The sequence below is a fragment of the Variovorax sp. LjRoot290 genome, from assembly GCF_964253985.1.
In the GTDB taxonomy this organism is placed as follows: Bacteria; Pseudomonadota; Gammaproteobacteria; order Burkholderiales; family Burkholderiaceae_C; genus Variovorax.
This window is the reverse complement of the sequence record NZ_CAXURW020000001.1, coordinates 2,709,158-2,728,593: the sequence shown is the minus strand read 5'-3', so window position 1 is coordinate 2,728,593 and position 19,436 is coordinate 2,709,158. Positions and strand designations below refer to the sequence as shown.

Annotated in this window: 18 protein-coding genes and 2 pseudogenes; 10 read left to right on the top strand and 10 right to left on the bottom strand. The window is 66.6% G+C overall.

Going from position 1 to position 19,436, the window contains the following annotated elements:
* The first annotated feature begins 105 nt into the window (after nucleotides 1–105).
* The gene (locus tag ACSQ9A_RS13695; RefSeq protein ID WP_436304012.1) at nucleotides 106–1,341 is read left to right on the top strand and encodes a CaiB/BaiF CoA transferase family protein; all 1,236 of its coding nucleotides are present in this window, start codon (nucleotides 106–108) and stop codon (nucleotides 1,339–1,341) included.
* Here the strand turns inward: ACSQ9A_RS13695 and ACSQ9A_RS13690 are convergent.
* Nucleotides 1,308–2,555 (bottom strand): DUF1254 domain-containing protein, encoded by a 1,248-nt coding sequence (locus ACSQ9A_RS13690; protein WP_436304011.1) that lies wholly within the window; start codon nucleotides 2,553–2,555, stop codon nucleotides 1,308–1,310. The two genes, ACSQ9A_RS13695 and ACSQ9A_RS13690, sit on opposite strands and share 34 nt — an antisense overlap.
* Before the next feature lie 217 nt (nucleotides 2,556–2,772).
* Between ACSQ9A_RS13690 and ACSQ9A_RS13685 the strand changes: the two genes are divergently transcribed.
* Nucleotides 2,773–3,732 (top strand): Bug family tripartite tricarboxylate transporter substrate binding protein, encoded by a 960-nt coding sequence (locus ACSQ9A_RS13685; protein ID WP_093111651.1) that lies wholly within the window; start codon nucleotides 2,773–2,775, stop codon nucleotides 3,730–3,732.
* A 14-nt stretch (nucleotides 3,733–3,746) separates the two neighbouring features.
* On the opposite strand, the gene ACSQ9A_RS13680 is transcribed toward ACSQ9A_RS13685, so the two are convergent.
* Nucleotides 3,747–4,667, bottom strand: a complete 921-nt coding sequence (locus tag ACSQ9A_RS13680) for a LysR family transcriptional regulator (RefSeq protein WP_436290410.1) — start codon at nucleotides 4,665–4,667, stop codon at nucleotides 3,747–3,749.
* A 106-nt stretch (nucleotides 4,668–4,773) separates the two neighbouring features.
* On the opposite strand from ACSQ9A_RS13680, the gene ACSQ9A_RS13675 reads away from it, so the two are divergent.
* From ACSQ9A_RS13675 to ACSQ9A_RS13665, 3 genes are read left to right on the top strand one after another with little or no spacing between them, the layout of a single operon-like run.
* On the top strand, nucleotides 4,774–6,483 hold the full coding sequence (locus ACSQ9A_RS13675; RefSeq protein WP_436304010.1) for an acyl-CoA dehydrogenase family protein: 1,710 nt from the start codon (nucleotides 4,774–4,776) through the stop codon (nucleotides 6,481–6,483).
* Nucleotides 6,484–6,521: 38 nt separating this feature from the next.
* Nucleotides 6,522–7,496 carry a Bug family tripartite tricarboxylate transporter substrate binding protein gene (locus ACSQ9A_RS13670; protein WP_436304009.1) on the top strand — a complete coding sequence of 325 codons (975 nt, stop codon included), beginning with the start codon at nucleotides 6,522–6,524 and terminating at the stop codon, nucleotides 7,494–7,496.
* 7 nt (nucleotides 7,497–7,503) lie between these two features.
* A complete protein-coding gene (locus ACSQ9A_RS13665; protein WP_436304008.1) occupies nucleotides 7,504–8,634 on the top strand; it encodes a CaiB/BaiF CoA transferase family protein in 1,131 nt (376 codons plus the stop codon).
* On the opposite strand, the pseudogene ACSQ9A_RS13660 reads toward ACSQ9A_RS13665, so the two are convergent.
* Nucleotides 8,603–8,902: pseudogene (locus ACSQ9A_RS13660) on the bottom strand (LysR substrate-binding domain-containing protein); the annotation flags it as partial. The gene ACSQ9A_RS13665 and the pseudogene ACSQ9A_RS13660 sit on opposite strands and share 32 nt — an antisense overlap.
* Between ACSQ9A_RS13660 and ACSQ9A_RS13655 the strand changes: the two are divergent.
* Together ACSQ9A_RS13655 and ACSQ9A_RS13650 are read left to right on the top strand one after the other, a co-directional pair.
* Complete coding sequence (locus ACSQ9A_RS13655) at nucleotides 8,903–9,382, top strand: pirin-like C-terminal cupin domain-containing protein (RefSeq protein WP_436304007.1); 480 nt, start codon at nucleotides 8,903–8,905, stop codon at nucleotides 9,380–9,382.
* A gap of 52 nt (nucleotides 9,383–9,434) precedes the next feature.
* A pseudogene (locus ACSQ9A_RS13650) lies at nucleotides 9,435–9,509 on the top strand (isochorismatase family protein); the annotation flags it as partial.
* 121 nt (nucleotides 9,510–9,630) lie between these two features.
* Here ACSQ9A_RS13650 and ACSQ9A_RS13645 read toward each other — a convergent pair.
* From ACSQ9A_RS13645 to ACSQ9A_RS13615, 7 genes are read right to left on the bottom strand one after another with little or no spacing between them, the layout of a single operon-like run.
* Nucleotides 9,631–10,911, bottom strand: coding sequence for a TRAP transporter large permease subunit (locus ACSQ9A_RS13645; protein WP_436304006.1), 1,281 nt, complete (start codon nucleotides 10,909–10,911; stop codon nucleotides 9,631–9,633).
* A complete protein-coding gene (locus tag ACSQ9A_RS13640) occupies nucleotides 10,908–11,504 on the bottom strand; it encodes a TRAP transporter small permease (protein ID WP_436304005.1) in 597 nt (198 codons plus the stop codon). The genes ACSQ9A_RS13645 and ACSQ9A_RS13640 overlap by 4 nt, the downstream gene beginning before the upstream one ends.
* A gap of 36 nt (nucleotides 11,505–11,540) precedes the next feature.
* Nucleotides 11,541–12,575, bottom strand: a complete 1,035-nt coding sequence (locus ACSQ9A_RS13635; protein WP_436304004.1) for an L-idonate 5-dehydrogenase — start codon at nucleotides 12,573–12,575, stop codon at nucleotides 11,541–11,543.
* A 9-nt stretch (nucleotides 12,576–12,584) separates the two neighbouring features.
* The gene (locus ACSQ9A_RS13630; protein ID WP_436304003.1) at nucleotides 12,585–13,547 is read right to left on the bottom strand and encodes a tripartite tricarboxylate transporter substrate binding protein; all 963 of its coding nucleotides are present in this window, start codon (nucleotides 13,545–13,547) and stop codon (nucleotides 12,585–12,587) included.
* Between the two features lie 5 nt (nucleotides 13,548–13,552).
* Nucleotides 13,553–14,575: a TRAP transporter substrate-binding protein gene (locus ACSQ9A_RS13625; protein WP_436304002.1), complete on the bottom strand. Its 1,023-nt coding sequence runs from the start codon at nucleotides 14,573–14,575 to the stop codon at nucleotides 13,553–13,555.
* Between the two features lie 38 nt (nucleotides 14,576–14,613).
* The gene (locus ACSQ9A_RS13620) at nucleotides 14,614–15,381 is read right to left on the bottom strand and encodes an SDR family oxidoreductase (RefSeq protein ID WP_436304001.1); all 768 of its coding nucleotides are present in this window, start codon (nucleotides 15,379–15,381) and stop codon (nucleotides 14,614–14,616) included.
* An 11-nt stretch (nucleotides 15,382–15,392) separates the two neighbouring features.
* The gene (locus tag ACSQ9A_RS13615; protein WP_436304000.1) at nucleotides 15,393–16,640 is read right to left on the bottom strand and encodes an enolase C-terminal domain-like protein; all 1,248 of its coding nucleotides are present in this window, start codon (nucleotides 16,638–16,640) and stop codon (nucleotides 15,393–15,395) included.
* A 265-nt stretch (nucleotides 16,641–16,905) separates the two neighbouring features.
* Here ACSQ9A_RS13615 and ACSQ9A_RS13610 point away from each other — a divergent pair, with 265 nt between their 5' ends.
* The 3 genes from ACSQ9A_RS13610 (at nucleotide 16,906) to ACSQ9A_RS13600 (ending at nucleotide 19,299) form a co-directional block, all read left to right on the top strand.
* Nucleotides 16,906–17,631 carry a GntR family transcriptional regulator gene (locus ACSQ9A_RS13610; protein ID WP_436303999.1) on the top strand — a complete coding sequence of 242 codons (726 nt, stop codon included), beginning with the start codon at nucleotides 16,906–16,908 and terminating at the stop codon, nucleotides 17,629–17,631.
* 85 nt (nucleotides 17,632–17,716) lie between these two features.
* Nucleotides 17,717–18,187 (top strand): MarR family winged helix-turn-helix transcriptional regulator, encoded by a 471-nt coding sequence (locus ACSQ9A_RS13605; protein ID WP_436290419.1) that lies wholly within the window; start codon nucleotides 17,717–17,719, stop codon nucleotides 18,185–18,187.
* A 149-nt stretch (nucleotides 18,188–18,336) separates the two neighbouring features.
* A complete protein-coding gene (locus tag ACSQ9A_RS13600; RefSeq protein WP_436303998.1) occupies nucleotides 18,337–19,299 on the top strand; it encodes an alpha/beta fold hydrolase in 963 nt (320 codons plus the stop codon).
* Nucleotides 19,300–19,436: the final 137 nt, after the last annotated feature.

Sequence of the window (19,436 nt, the reverse complement as noted above, 5' to 3'; positions counted from 1 at the left end):
GGTCGAAGTTTGGCGACGATCCGGCACAGGCGGCGGCGCGCCCTGCAAAGCAGCTTTGCAGTTCCTGCGTTCCCGTGGTCCCACTCGGCTCCTAGAGTCGCCCGGATGAACGAACGAGCCGCTCCTCCCCCGCCCCTGCAGGGCATTCGCGTCATCGAACTCGGCAACTACATTGCGGGCCCCGGCACCGCGATGACGCTGGGCGACCTCGGCGCGAAGGTGGTCAAGATCGAATCGCTGGAAGGCGACATGGCGCGCCACACGGGCCACTTCGGCCACGCCATGCTGCGCGCCTACAACCGCAGCAAGAAGTCGATCGCCCTGGACCTGCGCAATCCGCGCGGGGTGGAGATCGCGCTGCGCCTGATCGAGCGTGCCGACGTGGTCGTGCAGAACCTGCGGCCGGGCGCCGCCGAGGCACTCGGATTGGGGGCCGATGCATTGCGCGAGATACAGCCGGGGCTGGTCTACGTCTCGATCAGCGGCTTCCCCGCGGGCGCGCCCTCGCGCGACCGGCCCGGCTACGACATCGCGGCGCAGGCGGAAAGCGGCCTGATGTCGGTGACCGGCGAGCCGCAGGGCCTGCCGCAGAAGGTGGGCGCCACCATCATCGACACGGCCACCGTGCAGGTGGCGGCGCAGGCGATCCTGGCTGCGCTCTTCCGGCGCGTGCGCACCGGCATCGGCGAAACCATCCGCATCTCGCTGCTGGAAGTGGCGCTGAACCTGCAGCTGCCGAACTGGAGCGACTACCTGGCGCGCGGCGTCGAGCCCACCCGCAGCGGCGACGGCCAGCCGCTGAGTGCCCCGGCGGCAGACATCTTTCGCACGCACGACGGCATGGTCGTGGTCTCCGCCTACGTGCAGGCGCACTGGGTGCGCCTGTGCGAAACCATCGGTTCCCCCGCGCTGGCGACGGACCCGCGCTTCCTCACCAACGAGCTCCGCGTCGCGAACCGGCCGGCCATGAAGGAGGCCGTGAGCGAACGGCTTTCGCGCTACGGCACGCGCGAGTGCGTCGACCTGCTCACGCGCAACAACATCGTGGTGGGTGTCGTGCGCAGCTACAGCGATGCCCTTGCGGGCGAAGACTTCCGGGCCAGCAGCATGGTCATCGAGGCTGCGCCGAACGGGGATCGCCCTGGCTATCGCAGCTTCGGCCTGCCCTACGACCTGTGCGACACGCCGCGCCTCCAGACCCAGGCCGCACCGGCCCACGGCGCGCACACCGAGGAATTGCTGCGGGAGGCGGGATTGAGCGACGCCGAGATCGCGGCTCTGCGCGAGGCCGGCGTCGTGAAGGCCGATCAGTCCACCCGCTCCACTGGCGGCAGCTTGTAGCGCCCCTCCAGCAGGCGCTGCTGCGGGTGGTACATCCGCAGGATCAGGTAGAAGGGGGCGTCCGGCGCTGGCAACCAGTTCGACCCGGGCGTGGCAGGCCGCCGGTGGCCCACGTGGATCGTCAGTGCGCCGTCCGTGTCCCGCTCCAGGCCGCTGCGGCTGCCGAGCGCATGCCGGCCGAACGGATGAGCGGCCAGGAAGCGGTCGTCGCCATACACCGTGATGGACCAGAACGCATCCACCGGCAGGTCGCCGCCGTCCTCGAACCGGATGCGGTATGCATTGCGCCCGTGCAGCAGCTCGCCGTGCCGGTCGTAATCGGCCGGCGCGTAGATCGCCTCGTCCGCGGCCAGCGCGCCGATGCCTTTCCAGGCGGTGGCTGCGCGCAGCATATAGTCGTTGCCGAAGCGGCCCAGGCGGGTGGAGAAGCGCCACGGCGCCTTGGATGCGGTGTGGGTGTGGCCTTCGATCAGCGCCATGCCTTCGCGATACGCCCCGCGCAAGCCCTCGATCGCGGCGCCGCGCAACTCGGTGAGCACGCCATCGGGTGGCAGCGCGATGTTCGCGGCAGTGAGCAACTCGAGAGGCGCGCGCTGCGACGGCGGCGGCGGAAAGTCATTGAACGCCCGCGCCAGGTTGGAAAAGAAGTCGAGCGCCGCATCTCCCGTGTCCTGCCACTGTGCCAGGCTCGCGAACGGCGCCGGCGCGGGCGCGCCGTGCAGCCGGAACCCGGCTTGCATCGCACGCGCCGCAGGCAGGTCCGCCTCGCCGTCCACGATCACGCGGCCGAGCAGCCACACCAATGCGGAAGGACAACGAACGGCGATCGTGCCTGCCGCTGCGAGCGACTCCGGCGCGTCCGGGCCCAGGAGTGCATAACGAGCGCCCTCGGCGGGCACGTTGCGCGTGCCGAGGTTCTGGAAGTTGTTGGTGTAGACATCCAGGAGCTCCACGACGAAGAAGCGGCTGCGCGCCGGGATCTCCAGCACCACGGGCCCATGGCGAAGGTCCAGCAAGGCGTTGCTGTAAAGCAGGTCGACGGTCGGCGTGTTGAAGTCGCGGTCGCTGTGGGTCCACTGCCGCGTGCTGTGCGCGATCGTGTTGAACGGCGCCCGACCATGGCCCGGCTTGCCGGACATCGCCTGTCGCCGGCAGGTCTGCAGCGCCTCCAGCAGCGGATAACCAGCGATCACGGCCGGCAGCGCGGCCTGCATGGCCCACCGGGCCTGGATGGATGACGGCGTCGCCGGAACTGTGGATGTCATTCGATGAAGTGAACCAACGGATGGACGCAGGATAGGCCGCGCAGGCCTGCCCCGCGTGCACGACATACAAAGCAGCTTTTCATTCCCTGCACGTCCGCGCGCTGTACCCGACCATAGACTGAGTCCAGGATTTACCTGCCCCTCCGAGGGGACAAAAGGAGACAAAGTGAGCTATCGGAAATTCATCTCGGGACTGCTGTCCGGACTGGTCGTGGCGCTGGGTTCGGCCCAGGCGCAGACGGCCACCAAGATCGTCGTTCCCTTCGCCGCCGGTGGCGGCACCGACCAGTACGTCCGCATCCTTGCGGCCGAACTGACGAAGCGCGGGACCCAGGTCATCGTGGAAAACAAGCCCGGCGCCAGCGGAATCGTCGCCGCAGACTACGTGGCGAGGTCGCGCCCGGACGGGCTCACCGTGCTGGTGTCGTCGCTGGGAACCCTGGCGAACAACACCGTCCTCTACGAGAAGCTGCCCTACGATCCCAACAAGGACTTCGCGCCGGTCACGCAGATCGCCTACCAACCGGCGATCATCGTCGGCCGGGCCGACCTGCCGTACACCAACATCAAGGAGATGGTCGCGTACGCCAAGGCCAACCCCGGCAAGATCAACCGCGGCTCCCCGGGCGCGGCGATCCTGACCAACCTCGCTCCCATGAGCTTCGAGAAGGCCGTCGGCATCAGTACAACCCATATCCCCTTCAACGGCGATGCCCCCGCCGTGCAGGCTCTGCTCGGCGGCCAGATCGACATCCATGGGACGTCCATCACCGGCTCCTTGCCGCATATCCGCAGCGGCAAGCTCCGCGTGTTGGGCGTGATGGACAGCCGCAGGCTGCCGCAGGTGCCCGAGGCGCCGACGTTCAAGGAGATGGGCTACGACTTCGACGCCACGCTGTGGTACTCGCTCTCGGTGCCGTCCGGCACGCCGAAAGACGTGATCGACCGTCTGAACAAGGCCGTCAACCAGGTGATCGCCGACCCGGAGTTCATCACCAAGGCCCGCGCCATTGGCATGGAGCCGCGCGGCGGCACGCCCGAGGAACTGGCGAAGTTCGTGCGCACGGAGCACGATCGCTGGGTCCCGCTGCTCCAGAGCCTGAACCTGCCCAAGCAAGTCCACTAGGTGATTCAAAGGCCTCAAAGGCCGCCCGGGGGCGACGCTCCCGATTGGCGACGCGGACCCAAGCTCCGCGCCACTTCATCGAGCAGCCGCGGCACCAGCACGTTCTGCGACGACGCGAGCCATACGCCGTAGGCCTCCGACGACGTGCTCGCGCCCTCCAGCGGACGAAACACCGCCCCCGGCAGCGCGCAATGGCGCATCGCGTCGGGCACCAGCGCCACGCCCATGCCCTGCGACACCAGCGACACCACGGCCAGCCAATGGCGCACCTCCTGGCGCACCTCGGGCCAGAAGCCGGCGTCGGCGCAGATCGACAGGATGCGCTCGTGGTAGTCGGGCGATGCGCTGCGCGAGAACAGAACGAAGGACTCGTCGCGCAGGCCGGCGAGCGCGACCTTGCGCTTCTTCGCCAGCCGGTGCTGGGCCGGCAGGCAGGCGACGAAGGGCTCGGACACCAGCAGCCGGCACTGCAGTTCGGCCGGAACGCGGCGTGTGTGGACGAAGCCGACGTCCAGGCGATCATGCAGAAGCTCGGCCATCTGTTCGCCGGAGTTGAGCTCGGCCAGCGTCACGCGCACCGCCGGATGCGCCGCCTGGAAGCGCGTCAGCGCCTGCGGCAGCCCGCGGTAGAGCATGGCGCCGACGAAGCCGATGCGCAGCCGCCCCGCGGATCCTTGCGCCACGTGCCGCGCCTCCATCCGCGCCTCGTCCGCATCGCGCAGCAGCGCGCGCGCCGAGGCCTGCAGCGTCTGGCCCGCGGCGGTGAGGCGCACCGCCTTGCTGTTGCGCTCGAAGAGCTGCGCGCCGACCGATTCCTCCAGCTGGCGAATGGCCACGCTCAGCGGCGGCTGCGAGATCGCCAGCCGCCGTGCGGCCCGGCCGAAGTGCAGCTCTTCGGCCAGGACGATGAAGTAGCGCAGGTGGCGAAGCTCCATGGCGAGGTCCCTTCAACAATAGCCAGATCAGATCGATCAAGACCAATTTGATATTAGACAAGAATCGTCGCCGCACCAAGAATGCGGGAGAACAAGGAGACAAGCCATGCCCAGCCACGCTGCGACCGCCGACGGCACTGCCGTCCATCCCGTACCCGACCGCCACGGCCGGAGCCTCTACGCCGACGACACCGAACTGCACAGGCTGCTGGCGCTCTACCTGCCGGCCGACCTGCTGGCGCACATGCAGCCGCACTTCGAGCGCCTTGGGGCCCTGGCCGGTGGCCGGCTCGACGAGCTCGCGCACACCGCAGACCAGAACCCGCCCACGTTGACGCTGCGCACCCGCACCGGCATCGACGACCCGCGGGTCTACAAGCACCCGGCGTACGTCGAGATGGAAAGGCTCGCGCTGAGCGAGTTCGGCCTCGCCGCGATGTCGCACCGCGAGGACACGCTGGGATGGAAGGGCCGCATGCCGCCGCTGGTCAAGTACGTGCTGACCTATCTCTTCGTGCAGGCCGAGTTCGGCCTGTGCTGCCCGGTGTCGATGACCGATTCGCTGGCGCGCACCCTGAAGAAGTTCGGCAGCCTCGAGCTGGTCGATCGCTTCATGCCGCGTTTCCGCTCGCTCGACTTCGACACGCTGGCGCAGGGCGCGATGTTCATGACCGAGCAGGCCGCGGGCTCCGACATCGCCGCCACCGAAACCCGCGCCTGGCAGGACGAAGAGGGCCAGTGGCGCCTGGGCGGCGACAAGTGGTTCTGCTCCAACCCCGACGCCGACTTCGCGATGGTGCTGGCGCGCGTCGACGGCGGCCCGCCGGGCATGAAGGGCGTGTCGCTGTTCCTGCTGCCGCGCCGTCTCGACGACGGCAGCGCCAATCGCTATCGCATCCTGCGGCTGAAGGACAAGCTGGGCACGCGCTCGATGGCCAGCGGCGAGATCCGGCTCGAAGGCGCCCTGGCCTACCTGGTGGGCGAGCAGGGCCGCGGCTTCGTGCAGATGGCCGACATGGTGAACAACTCGCGCCTGTCGAACGGCGTGCGCTCGGCCGGCCTGATGCGCCGCGCGGTGGCCGAGGCCGAGTACATCGCGCATGAGCGCCGCGCCTTCGGCAAGCGGCTGGAAGACATGCCGCTGATGCAGCGCCAACTGCAGAAGCTGCGGTTGCCAGCCGAGCAGGCGCGCAGCATGGTGTTCCAGACCGCCCAGGCGCTGGCGCGCTCCGACGGCGGCGAGACCGCCGCCTACCCGCTGCTGCGCATCCTCACGCCGCTCATCAAGTTCCGCGCCTGCCGCGATGCGCGCAAGGTCACGGGCGACGCGATGGAAGTGCGCGGCGGCTGCGGCTACATCGAGGAGTGGGCCGACCCTCGCCTGCTGCGCGACGCGCACCTGGGCTCGATCTGGGAAGGCACCAGCAATATCGTCGCGCTCGATGTGATCCGCGCGGTGAAACGCGAAGGCTCGCTGCCGGTGCTGCAGGCGCACTTCGAGGCGCTCCTTGATGACGCGCCACTCGCGCCTGCCTTTGCCGCCGCGCTGCGCGATGCGCTCGCGCGCGCCGCCGCGCTGGCCTTGCTCGCCGCCGCAGACGGCGGCGACCGCCTCGCGCGGCAGGCGGCGTCGGCGCTCTACCACGTGGCGAGCGCCATCGCGATGGCCTGGGAAGGCGCGCGCGGCGGCTCGGCACAGCGCATCGAATGGGCGCAGCTCGTGCTGCTGCACCGCGTGCTGCCGCGCGACCCGCTGGCTGCATCGGAGCTGCCGCGCGAGTGGAGCGTTGATTCGCCAGCGGCCCTCACGGCCTGACCCCTTCTTACCCACACAACGACGGAGACAACAAACCCATGCGACTTCTCGCCACACTCGTGCTCGCCAGCGCCGCGGCCCTGCCCTTGCTGCCTGCGGCACAGGCTGACACCTTTCCCGACAAGCCCGTCACGCTCGTGATCCCGTTTCCGCCGGGCGGCCCGACCGACGCGATGGCGCGCACGCTTGCCGCGGAGATGAAGGACCGCCTCGGCCAACCCATGATCGTGGAGAACCGCGCGGGCGCCGGCGGCAACATCGGCGCCGACTACGTCGCGCGCGCCACGCCCGACGGCCAGACGCTGCTGTTCGGCACCTCGGGACCGTTGGCTATCAACGCCAGCCTCTACCGCAAGGTGAGCTACGACCCGGTGAAGAGCTTCGCACCGGTGATCCAGGTCGGCCATCTGCCGAATATCCTGGTGGTGAACCCCGCCGTGCCGGCGAAGAACGTGAAGGAACTGATCGCCTACGCCAAGGCCAACCCCGGCAAGCTGAGCTACGCCTCGTCGGGCAACGGCGCGTCGTCGCACCTGGCCGGCGTGCTCTTCAACACCTCGGCCGGCGTCGACCTGCAACACATCCCGTACAAGGGCACCGGGCCTGCGTTGAACGACTTGCTGGGCGGCCAGGTGAGCATGAGCTTCACCGACGTGCTCACCGCCCTGCCCTATGTCAAGGCCGGCAAGCTGCGCGCGCTGGGCGTCACGACGGCCGAGCGTTCGCAGGCGCTGCCGGATGTGCCGACCGTCGTCGAGCAGGGCGTGCCCGGATACGACGTGAGCGTCTTCTTCGGCATCGTCGCACCGGCCGGCACACCGCCCGAGCGCATCGCCAAGCTCAACCAGGCCTTCGTCGAGGTGCTCGACACGCCCAAGGTGAAACAGCTCTTCGCCTCGCAGGGCCTGGAGCCGGCGCCCGCCCACACACCGCAGCAACTGGGCAAGTTCATCCAGGCGCAGATGGGCAAGTGGGCCGGCGTGGTGAAGCAGTCCGGCGCGCAACTCGACTGACACCGCCATGAACGCATCGCTTTCCTCCGCCGGCGCGCTGGCCGGCATCCGCGTGCTGGACATCTCGCGCATCCTCGGCGGGCCCTACTGCGGTCAGATCCTCGGCGACCACGGGGCCGACGTGCTCAAGGTCGAGCCGCCGCAAGGCGACGACACACGCACTTGGGGCCCGCCGTTCAAGGATGGCGTGGCTTCGTACTACCACGGGCTCAACCGCAACAAGCGCACGATGCACCTCGACCTCGGCAGCGCCGAAGGGCGCGAGGCGCTGCTCGCGCTTGTGGCCGAGGCTGACGTACTGATAGAGAACTTCAAGACCGGCACGATGGAGCGCTGGGGCATCGGCTACGAGACTCTGGCGCAGCGCTTCCCGCGGCTTGTGTGGTGCCGCGTGTCGGGCTTCGGCTCCGACGGCCCGCTCGGCGCCCTGCCCGGCTATGACGCCGCGGTGCAGGCGATGACGGGCATCATGAGCATCAACGGCGAGGCTGACGGCGGGCCGCTGCGCGTAGGCCTGCCGGTGGTCGACATGGTGACGGGCCTCAATGCGGTGATCGGTGTGTTGCTGGCGCTGCAGGAGCGCCAGCGCAGCGGGCGCGGGCAGTTCGTGGAGGCGGCGCTGTACGACAGCGGCCTGTCGCTGCTGCACCCGCATGCGGCAAACTGGTTCGTCGACGGCAAGGCGCCGAAGCGCACCGGCAATGCGCACCCCAACATCTACCCCTACGACGCGCTGGCGACCGGCACCGAACCGGTTTTCGTGGCGGTCGGCAACAACGGACAGTTCGCGGCCTTCTGCCGCTGCATCGGGGTGCCCGAGCTGGCGGACGATCCGCTGTACGCCACCGCCGGTGCCCGTTCCGTGAACCGCGAAGCGCTGAAGGCAAGGCTCGAAGCCGCGATGAAGGGCTTCGACGGCAACGCGCTGGTCGACACGCTGATGGCCGCCGGCGTGCCCGCCGCGCCGGTGCTGCCGGTCGACGCGGCGCTGGCGCATCCACACACAGCGCACCGCGGCATGGTGGTGGAGATGGCCGGCGGCTACCGCGGCATCGGCGCGCCCGTCAAGCTCGGCCGCACACCGGCGACGTATCGCCACGCGCCGCTTACTCCGGGCGAGGGCTTTGAAGCGCGCTGAGATTCACTCGTCGGGTGGCCCGCGGCTTCGAGGTCGGGCGAGCTTGCTGCCCCAAACGCTCCTGCAGGAACTCGAGAAAGCGCTGCGTCTTCGCCGGTAGCAAACGGGTCTCGGTGAGTGCGTAGACGGGCGTCGGGTTGGCCTGCCACCCTGGTAGAACCCGTCGCAAGCGACCGGCCACCACATCCTCGGCGGCCACCTCCTCCAGGCAGCAGTATCACGCCCAAGCCAGGGTCGCCAAGCGCCGGAACATGGCGACGCTGTTGACTTGATCGACCCCTTCCTGGGAATCGACCATGCGTGGATGAGTGCTCCCACGTTCCCGCCGCATCCGCACGCCGGCTTCTCCGCGGTGACCTACCTGTTCCTCGATTCGGAGACTGGCATTGCCAACCCCGATTCGCCGGGCAACAGCACGCTGATCCAGCCGGGCGGAGGCGCAGGCGCCGAACTGCAGCTGCTGTTGGCCGCGGGACAGCGAGCCTACGTCATGCCGATCAACGGCCGCGCGGAGGTCAATAGTGAGAGCTTCGGCCTCGACAACCTCAGTGTCCCGATCCTTCCTGCCGCGACCGAAGCGACGACGCACAAGCTCGTCGCCAAGCCTGGCGGGGCCAAGGTCGCAGTGTTCATCGGCGAACCACTGCACGAACCCGTGCTTTCGAACGGGCCCATGGCTTTTGCGAGCCAGGAGAGTCTGACTGCGGCAACCGCCGCTTACCAACGTGGCGATTTGGGGAGGCTGTAACAGGTCGCCACACACCCGGGGCGTGGCCCCATCACTACCTAGGAAATACACCATGAAGTTTGAACGATTCACTGCCGACGACGCCGCCTTGCTGCTGATTGACCATCAGGTCGGCACCATGGGCTGGCAGCCAATCGCTGAGCGCTGCTCGAGCCGCAGCGATTGGCATGCAGTCTGCTCTGGTTGTGATGTTTCAGTAGGTTGTTCAACGTCCGCTTGTTCCCCGTGGATGGCGCCGTGCAGCCACTTCAGCCGCCGAACCACTTGGCCGGCACGGTGACGAGTTGCGGGAACAGCACCATCAGGAACAGGATCGCGAACTCGGCCGCCATGAAGGGCAGCACGCCCCTGGTCACATCGTCCATCTTCATGCGCCCGACACCGGCTACCACGTTGAGCACGGTTCCGACCGGCGGCGTGACCAGGCCGATCGAGTTGTTGATGATGAAGAGCACACCGAAGTAGACCGGGTCGATGCCCGCCTGCTTGATCACGGGCATCAGCACCGGCGTCAGGATCAGGATGGTCGGCGTCATGTCCATCGCCGTGCCGACGATCATGCACAGCACCATGATCGCGATCAGCAGCATCGTCTTGTTGCCCATGAAGGGCTCGAGCAGCCCGATTACCTTGCCCGGCAGATCGGCCACCGTGATCAGCCACGCCGACACCAGCGCGGCCGCCACCAGGAACATGATGACGGCCGTGGTCTTGGCGGCACTCACGAACACGGCGTACAGCTGGCCGACCTTTAGTTCGCGGTACACCACCGTGGCGACGAAGAAGGCGTAGACCGCCGCCACCACGGCCGCCTCGGTCGGCGTGAATACGCCGAAGCGCAGGCCCACCAGGATGATCACCGGCAGCATCAGGGCCCAGGTCGCCTGGCGCAGCGCCGTCCAGATCTCGCGCGCCGATTTGCGCGGCGGCGGCACGATCTTTTCCTTGCGCACCAGGAACATCCAGGTGAGCCAGAGCGAAGCACCGATCAGGATGCCGGGGAAGATGCCGGCCAGGAACAGCTTGGAGATCGACACGTTGGCTGCGACGCCGAAGATCACGAAGGCGATCGACGGCGGGATCACCGGCCCGATCACGCCCGAGGCCGCGATGAGTCCGCCGCAGCGCGCTTTGTCGTGGCCGGCGGCCACCATCATCGGCAGAAGCAGCGCCGTGAGCGCGGCCGCATCCGCCACTGCCGACCCCGACAGGGCCGACAGCAGGATGGCTGCGAGGATCGCCACGTAGCCCAGCCCGCCCCTGATGTGGCCGACGAGGGCCAGCGCGACGTCGATGATGCGCTTGGACAGGCCGCCCACATTCATGATCTCGCCGGCCAGCATGAAGAAAGGTACGGCCAGCAGCGGGAAGCTGTCGGCGCCGTTGACCACGTTCTGCGCCAGGATCTGCGCATCGAACAGGTCCAGGTGCCACATCAGCGCCACGCCGGTGGCCAGGAGCGCGAAGGCGATCGGGATGCCCAGCGCCATGGTGCCGAGCAGCGCGCCGAGGAAGATGGCGACGGTCATGTCCTGCTCCTGGCCTGCTCGTTGGCGGCAGGCGCCGACTCCGCGTTCTGTCGCGCCAGCTGCGCCTGGAGTTCCTCGAATTCGGCGGTCTCCTCCGACTCCTTGACCATCACCAGTTCGTCGTCGCGCAACTGCCCGCTCAAGGTGCGCCACAGCTCGCGCAGCAACAGCACACCTGCCGACACCGCGAACACGACGCCGGCAAGATAGAAGATGCCGATGGAGGCACCCGTCACCGGCGCCTCGACCTCCCAGTTGATCTTGACCTGTGCCAGGCTGCCGGAGAAGAGCAGCCAGGTGACGTACAGCATCAGCAGCTGGCCCAGGACCAGGCAGACTTTCTTGCCGGCCACCGGCAGACGCGAGACGAGCATGTCGCTGCCGAGGTGCCCGTGCTCCTTCAGCGCGACGATGGCGCCGAGAAACACCAGCCAGACGAACAGCCAGCGCGACACCTCTTCCGACACGGTGATGCCGGTATTGAACGCATAGCGCAACACCACGTTGCCGAACACCAGCACCACCATGATCGCGAGCGCCAGCGCGACCAGCGCATCGAGCAGCTTGCAATAGCCATTGATCAGTCGGTTCATCGACGTCCCCTCATGACGCGCCGTGCGCGCCCGGTTTCATTCAAAACTGAGCAGCACCTTCATGGCCTGCGAGCGATCGGCCGCCAGCGCAAAGGCGCGCGCCGAGTCGCGGTAGGACAAGGTCGCCGAGATCAGCGGCTTCACGTCGACCAGCCCCTTGTTGAGCAGCTCCACCGCCACCGCGAACTCCTCGTGGAAGCGGAAGGCCCCGCGCAGGTCGAACTCCTTGGCCACGATGGTGTTGATCGGCAGCGTCATCTCGCCGCCCAGCCCCAGCTGCACGATGATGCCGCGCGGGCGCAGCGCATCGAAGGCGCCGACCAGCGCACGCTGGTTGCCGCTGGCTTCGAACAGCACGTCGAAATGCCCCTTGTCGGCCGTGAAGCGCGCCAGGCCATCGGGCTCCTCGGCAACGTTGACCACTTCGTCCGCGCCGACCTTGAGCGCCTTGCCCAGCGTGTGCGCACCGACGTCGGTGGCCACGATGTGGGTGGCGCCCGCGCGCCGCGCCGCGATGATGGCCAGCGCGCCGATCGGCCCGCAGCCGGTGACCAGCACGCTCTTGCCCAACAGCGGCCCCGCGCGGCGCACCGCATGCAGCGCCACCGACAGCGGCTCGGCCATCGAGCCCTCGCCGTCGCTCACCGTGTCGGCCAGCCGATGCGCCTGCCAGTGCTCCACCACGATCTGCTGGCGGAAGGCGCCCTGCACGTGCGGCGTGCGCATCGCGCTGCCGTAGTAGCGCATGTCCAGGCAATGGTTCTGCAGGCCCTGCTGGCAGTAGCGGCAGAGGCCGCAGGGCCGGCTCGGGCTGATGGCGACGCGCTCGCCGGCCGCGAAGCTGCCTGCGCCGGCGCCCACGGCCTCGATCACGCCGGCCACCTCGTGGCCCAGCACCATCGGCTCCTTGATGCGGATGGTGCCGAAGCCGCCATGCTGGTAGTAGTGCAGGTCCGAGCCGCAGATGCCGCCGCAGCGCACGCGCACCTGCAGCTGGCCGGGGCCGAGTTCGGGGGTGTCGACTTCTTCGACGCGCAGGTCGCCGGGGGCGTGGATGACGAGGGCTTCCATGCGGGCGCCCTACTTCTTGATCTCGACGGTCGCCAGCAGCGACTTGAAATAGGTCGATTGGCTATTCATGAAGGCCTGGAACTGTTCGCCATCCATATAGGCCGGCTGCAGGTTGGCCTTGGTCAAGGCTTCGCGAAACGCGGGGTCCTCGGAGGTCTTGCGCGCCGCCTCGCGCAGGTACCGCACCACCTCGGGCGGCGTGCCCGCAGGCACGCCCAGGCCACGCCAGGTGCCCAACACCAGGTCCACGCCCTTCTCCTTGAAGGTCGCGACCTTTTCGTAGGGGGCCGCGAGCCGGCCTTCGGCCATGGACACCAGGACGCGGACCTTGCCGGCCGCCACGTGCGAACCGATCTCGGCCGGGCTCACGACGATCGCATCCACATGGCCGCCCGCCAGCGCGAGCACGCTCGGTGCGGCGCCCTGGTAGGGCACATGGTTGAAGCGCACGCGTGTCTTCTGTTCGACGGCGGCGGCCGCGAGGTGCCAGATGGTGCCGGTGCCGGCGTTGCCCATCGACACGGCGCCGTCCTGCTTTCTCGCGGCGGCCAACAGGTCGTCGATCGACTGCCATGGCGAGTCGGCGCGCACGGCGATCAGGCCCGGATCGCCATTGAGCCGCGCAACGGCGATGAAGTCGGCGGTCGTGACCTTGGTCATCCCGAGGTGCGGAATGATCGCCAGCTCGGAGATCAGCACGCCGATCTTGTAGCCGTCGGCTGGTGCGCGCTGCACTTCCGTCATGCCGATGCCACCACCAGCACCTGGCTTGTTGGTGACGACGAAGGGTTGCGGCACGCTCTTCTTGGCAGCTTCGGCGAAGAGCCGGGCCATCACGTCCGTGCCGCCACCCGCCGACGAGGGCACGACGATCTCGATAGGCCGGCTCGGATAGTCCGCGGCCGGCGCGACAGGGGACCACAGCGTCGCCGCGATCGCGGCGATGGCGCCAAGAATGTTTCGGGTGTTCATGGTCTTCACTTTCCGGAACGAATGCGTTCCACCTCGGCCGTCATTTCCTTGCCCAGTTCGCCTGTCGTCTGGCGATGCTTGTCGATCACCGGCTTGAGCTTGTCGCGCATCCGTGCACGTTCCTGCGCCGAGACTTCGGTGATCACCATGCCCCGGCTCTTGAGCGTGTCGAGCGCCTTGGCATCCAGCTCGCGCGACACCTGGCGCTCGTAGCTCTTCACCTCGTTCGCCGCGTCCGTCAGCACCTTGCGCTCATCGGCCGACAACTGGTCCCAGAACTTCTTGCTCATCAGCACGAGCAGCGGCGAGTACGCATGGCGCGTGGTGGAGGCGTACTTCTGGACCTCGTAGAACTTGGTCACCTCGACGGAGATGAACGGGTTCTCCTGGCCGTCGACGGCCTTCTGCTCGAGGGCCGAATACAGTTCGGGGAAAGGCATCGGCACGGCGTTGGCGCCCATCGCATTGAAAGACTCGATGAACACCGGAATCTGCTGCACGCGGATCTTCAGTCCCTGGATGTCCTCGAGCTTGGCGATCGGCCGCTTGCTGTTGGTCAGGATGCGAAAGCCATGATCCCAGTAGGACAGGCCGACCAGCCCTTTGGCAGGCAGCTTGTCGAGCAGCTTCTTGCCGACCGGGCCGTCCAGCGCGGCGTCGACCTCCTTGAAGCTGTCGAACAGGAAGGGCGTGTCGAAGACGCCGAACTCCTTGTCCATGCCGGTCAGAAGGCCGGGCCCCATCATCGACATCTCGATGGTGCCGCCCTGCATCGCCGATGCCACCACGGCTTCACCACCGAGCGTGCCGCTGCCGTAGAGCTTCACGTTCAGTTTGCCGCCGCTCTTGCTCGCGACCATCTCGGCAAAGCGCTTGGCGCCGATCCCGTGCGCCGAGTCCGCCGTGTTGGCAAAAGCGAACTTGATGTTGCGCTCCTTGATGTCCTGCGCAAAGGCCGTGCCCGCGGCGCCGACGCAGGCGCCGGCAACGGTCAATCCAACAACGACCGCGCGAATGCTTCGTTTCATCGACTGTCTCCTGAATGGAATGTGTAGTTTGGGAACGCTTAGAGAACGGAAACCATGCCGCCATCGACGTAGATGATCTGGCCGCTGACGTAGTTGGAAGCGCTGGACGCCAGGAACACGGCCACGCCCACCAGTTCGTCGGGGCGGCCCCAGCGACCGGCCGGCGTGCGGCCCTTGACCCAGGCATCGAAGCTCGGGTTGTCGATCAAGGCCTGGTTCATGTCCGTCAGCATGTAGCCGGGCCCGATGGCGTTCGCCTGGATGTTGTGGCCGGCCCATTCGGCAGTCATGGCGCGCGTCAGCATCTTGATGCCGCCCTTGGCCACGGTGTAGGGCGCGACGGTTGCGCGCGCCAGTTCGCTGGTGAGCGAGCCGATGTTGATGACTTTGCCGCGGCCGCGCGGGATCATGCGGCGGGCCGCCTCGCGGCCGACAACGAAGGCGCTGGTCAGATTGGTCTCGATCACGCGGCGCCAGTCTTCCGTCGCGAGCTCGACCATGGGCTTGCGGAACTGCACGCCGGCGTTGTTCACGAGGATGTCGATCTCGATGCCGGCCGCGTCCAGCTGGTCGAACGCGCCGACCACTGCGCCCTCGTCGCAGACGTCGAAGGCATATGCCTCGACCGCATAGCCCTTGCCGCGCAGCGCTGCGGCCGAATCGGCCAGCCGTGCCGCATCGACGCCGTTGAGCACGATCCGTGCGCCGGCGGCGGCAAGGCCCTCGGCGATGGCGAAGCCCAGGCCGCGCGAGGAACCCGTGACGAGCGCGGTGCGGCCCATGAGATCGAAGAGTTGAATGGACATGGTCTCTGTTCCTAGGGCGTTTGAAGCGTTCCGTCGGCCAGACGCGTTTGCGTCCATGTGGTCACGACGTTCTCGCACGGGTATTTGCGGGCTTCCTCTTCGTCGATGTCGACGCCGAGGCCCGGCTTGTCGTTTGCGTAGACGTAGCCGTTCTCGAACGCCGGCAGGCCCGGAAAGACGTCGAGCAGCGCATCGCGCGGCCCCTTGAGTTCCTGGATGACGAAGTTGGGCGGCTCCGTGCCCGACCATTCCTGCACGCCGAAATTGCGCGCCGCCAGGTCGATGTGGATGTTGGCCGCGTGGCCGAGCGGTGACATGTCGCCCGGGCCGTGCCATGCCGTTCGCACGCCGAACTGTTCGGCAAAGAGCTGGAGCTTCCTGCCGGGCGTGATGCCGCCGATCTGGCTCAGGTGGACGCGGATGTAGTCGATCAGCTGGTCGGTGATCAGCGTCTTCCATTCAGACGGGTTGTTGAACAGCTCGCCCTGCGCCAGCGGGATGCGGGTCTTGTCGCGCAGCTGGCGCAGCCACTTGCCCTCTTCGAGCGCAATCGCATCCTCGAGAAAGAACAGATCGAACCGCTCCATCTCGCAGGCGAACTGGATTGCCTCGATCGACTTCAGCCGCTCGTGCACGTCGTGGCAGAGCGAGACGTCGAAGCCCACCTTCGCTCGGATGCCTTCGAACAGCTTGATCGTGTCGCGCATGTACGTCCTGCTGTCCAGGTAGATGCCATGCGCAGCACCCCTCGGCGCCGTCGCGGGGGCCGGTCCGAAGGCGCCGCCGCCGTAGCCGCCGCTCTGGCAGCGGATGTGGGTGATGCCCTGCTCCCGGTACTTCTGGATGTTGTCGCAGAGCTCGGCCAGGTCCCGGCCGTCCGCATGCCGATAGATCGGCACGCCCTCCCGGCACTTGCCCCCGAACAGCTGGTAGAGGGGCATGCCGGCCATCTTCCCCTTGATGTCCCATAGCGCCATGTCGACGCCCGAGATGGCGTTGTTCTCGATCGGTCCGTTGCGCCAGTAGGCGTTCTGGTGCATCAGCTGCCACAGCTCCTCGATCGCGCTCACGTCCCGCCCGATCAACAAGGGCCGGAGGTATTCCTCGACCAGGCATTGCACGGCCAGATGCCGATAGGAGAAGGTCGCGCAGCCGAGGCCGTACAGCCCGGCCTGGTTGGTTTCCACCTTGACGACGAGGAGGTTGATCCCCTCCGGGGCCGTAAGGATGACTTTGACGTCTGAGATCAGGGTTGCCATGACAAAAAGAATACTGTGATATTTCACAAAAGTTCTTCGTGTTTACCCTATTCACACCCATCCCACCCTTCGGCAGTCGTTCATTGGAGAAAACGACGCTATCTCTGCAGAAAATCTTGAATATCAGGCTATGCTTACCATGGAACGTGCGATGGGCACGGACCCCCTTCAGACCACGAGCCGCATGCCTTCAACCACCCGTCCGCGACCGCGTCTGGCCGCAAAGAGTGCTTCGGTCCAGGACCCGTCTCGCCGACGAAGTTCGGTGAGCCTCTCCGACCTGGCCTATGCGCGCATCGAAGAACTGCTGGTCTGCTGCGAACTGAGGCCGGGACTGTTCCTGGCGACGCACGATCTGCAGGGGATGGTCGGCTTCGGTCGTACGCCGGTTCTTCAGGCCGTCAATCGGCTGGCCGCCGATACGCTGGTGCACGTGACGCCACGACATGGCTTGCAGATCGTGCCGGTCGACCTTACGCGCGATCGCGTCCTGCTGCGCTTGCGGCGCGACATGGAGCGTTTCGTGATCCGGTTGGCCACCGAGCGATCCGGTTCTTCACAGCGCAACCAGATGCTGCATCTCAAGCGCCAGTTGGCCGAACACAGGGACGGCATGACGCTCGAGCAGTTCAACGTGGTGGATCGGCGCATCGACCAGCTCTTTCTCGCGGCCGCCGGCGAACCTTTCGTCGAAAGCACGCTGCGGCCGCTGCACACCATCTTCCGTCGCATCGGCTGGATCTATCACACGCATGCGGAGCGGGGTGCCAACTTGCAGGACACGGTGGACGCGCACATTGCCGTCCTTGATGCAGTCGCCACTGGCAATGTTGATGATGCGATTTCGGCCTCCGATCGCCTGGTGGACTTTGTCGAAGGGATGTTCGAAGTGCTTGAGCGTGAAGTCGAGCCGGCGCTTCTGGACTGCCGGCTTGGCGAACTGGACGAGACATTCTTGCGATCGGACTCCTCCCATAGGGAAGGTACGTAAGCCACCTTCAATCGATAGGACGACTTCTCTCGGCAGCACGAATAAATATCTTGCTATTAGATAGTGTGCTATTTATAATTCGCCCATGGCAAGCAAATCACCCGTCGCAGCCCCCTCCGAGGCGTATTCCCTGGCCCTGGAGCAACAGCTTTGCTTTGCGCTCTACTCGACCATGCTGGGCTTCAACAAGGTCTATCGTGGATTGTTGAAGGACCTCGGCCTGACATACCCGCAGTATCTGGTCATGCTGGTGTTGTGGGAGCGCGACCGATTGACGGTGTCCGAGATCGGGGAACAACTGTTTCTGGAGTCGCCCACGCTGACGCCGTTGCTCAAGCGTCTCGAGTCGGCGGAGCTCATCGATCGGCGTCGCTCGACATCGGATGAAAGGCAAGTCGTCGTGTCGCTGACGAGCAAGGGGCGCGCTCTGCGGGCTCGAGCGAAAGCGGTTCCCGCGTGTGTCGCTTCCGCCGCCCGGTGTTCGGCGGATGAGTTGCGCTCGATGCGCGAGCGACTGCTGGAGATACGGACGAACTTGTTCAAGAACGCCTCCTGAACACATCGTGACGGGCACAGCACTGTGCCCTTCTTTCCGGCATATACATAGCACACGATTTACTTGTACACGTTTTACATGGCGGCGTCGCGCACCGACATGCACCCCAAGACGCGAAACCTTGAAACCAACCTCCAACGAAGCCTGCTATGAAGACTCTTTCCAAAATCGTCGCCTTGTCCATCATCAGCCTGGCCGCGAGCACAGCGCTGGCAGCCGCCGACAAGCCGGAAACCGCACAGCCTCGTGGCAGCAAAGTTCCGGCCAGCGCTCAAGCCAAGCCGGCCGGCAGCTACATCACCACCAAGGACGGTACGCAGATCTACTACAAGGACTGGGGCTCGGGCCAACCCGTGGTCTTCAGCCATGGCTGGCCGCTCAACTCCGACAGCTGGGAATCGCAGATGCTTTTCCTGGCCTCGCAGGGCTTGCGGGTCATCGCGCATGATCGCCGCGGCCATGGCCGTTCCAGCCAGCCCTGGAACGGCAATGACATGGACACCTATGCCGACGACCTCGCCACCCTGATCGAGAAGCTGGACCTGAAGAACGCAGTGCTGGTCGGCTTTTCGACCGGCGGCGGCGAAGTGACGCGCTACATCGGCCGTCACGGCACGAAACGTGTGGCCAAGGCGGTGCTCGTGGGTGCGGTTCCCCCGCTCATGCTGAAGACGCCGGCCAACCCCGGCGGCCTGCCGATCGAGGTGTTCGACGGCATCCGCGCCGGCTCGATCGCGAATCGCTCGCAGCTCTACAAGGACATCGCCTCGGGCCCGTTCTTCGGCTTCAACCGGCCGGGCGCCAAGCCTTCGCAGGGACTCATTGATTCATTCTGGATGCAGGGGATGATGGGCGGCCACAAGAACACCTACGACTCCATCAAGGCGTTCTCGGAAACCGACTTCACCCAAGACCTGAAGAAGTTCGACGTGCCGACGCTCATCGTTCACGGTGACGACGACCAGATCGTGCCGATCGACGCGTCCGGCCGCGCATCGGCCAAGCTGGTCAAGGGCGCCAAGCTGATCGTCTATCCGGGCGCCCCGCATGGTCTCACCGACACGCACAAGGATCGTCTCAACAACGACCTGCTCGCCTTCATCAAGGGCTGATCAGCGCCAGGCATGCCCGCGCCGTCGGTGCGCGGGTGATCCGTTCATAAGACCGTCGATCGCCTCCAACGAACCGTTCAGCCGACGTGGAATTTGGATGACGCTGCGCCGCTACCGGATGAAGCATTGTCTGAGAC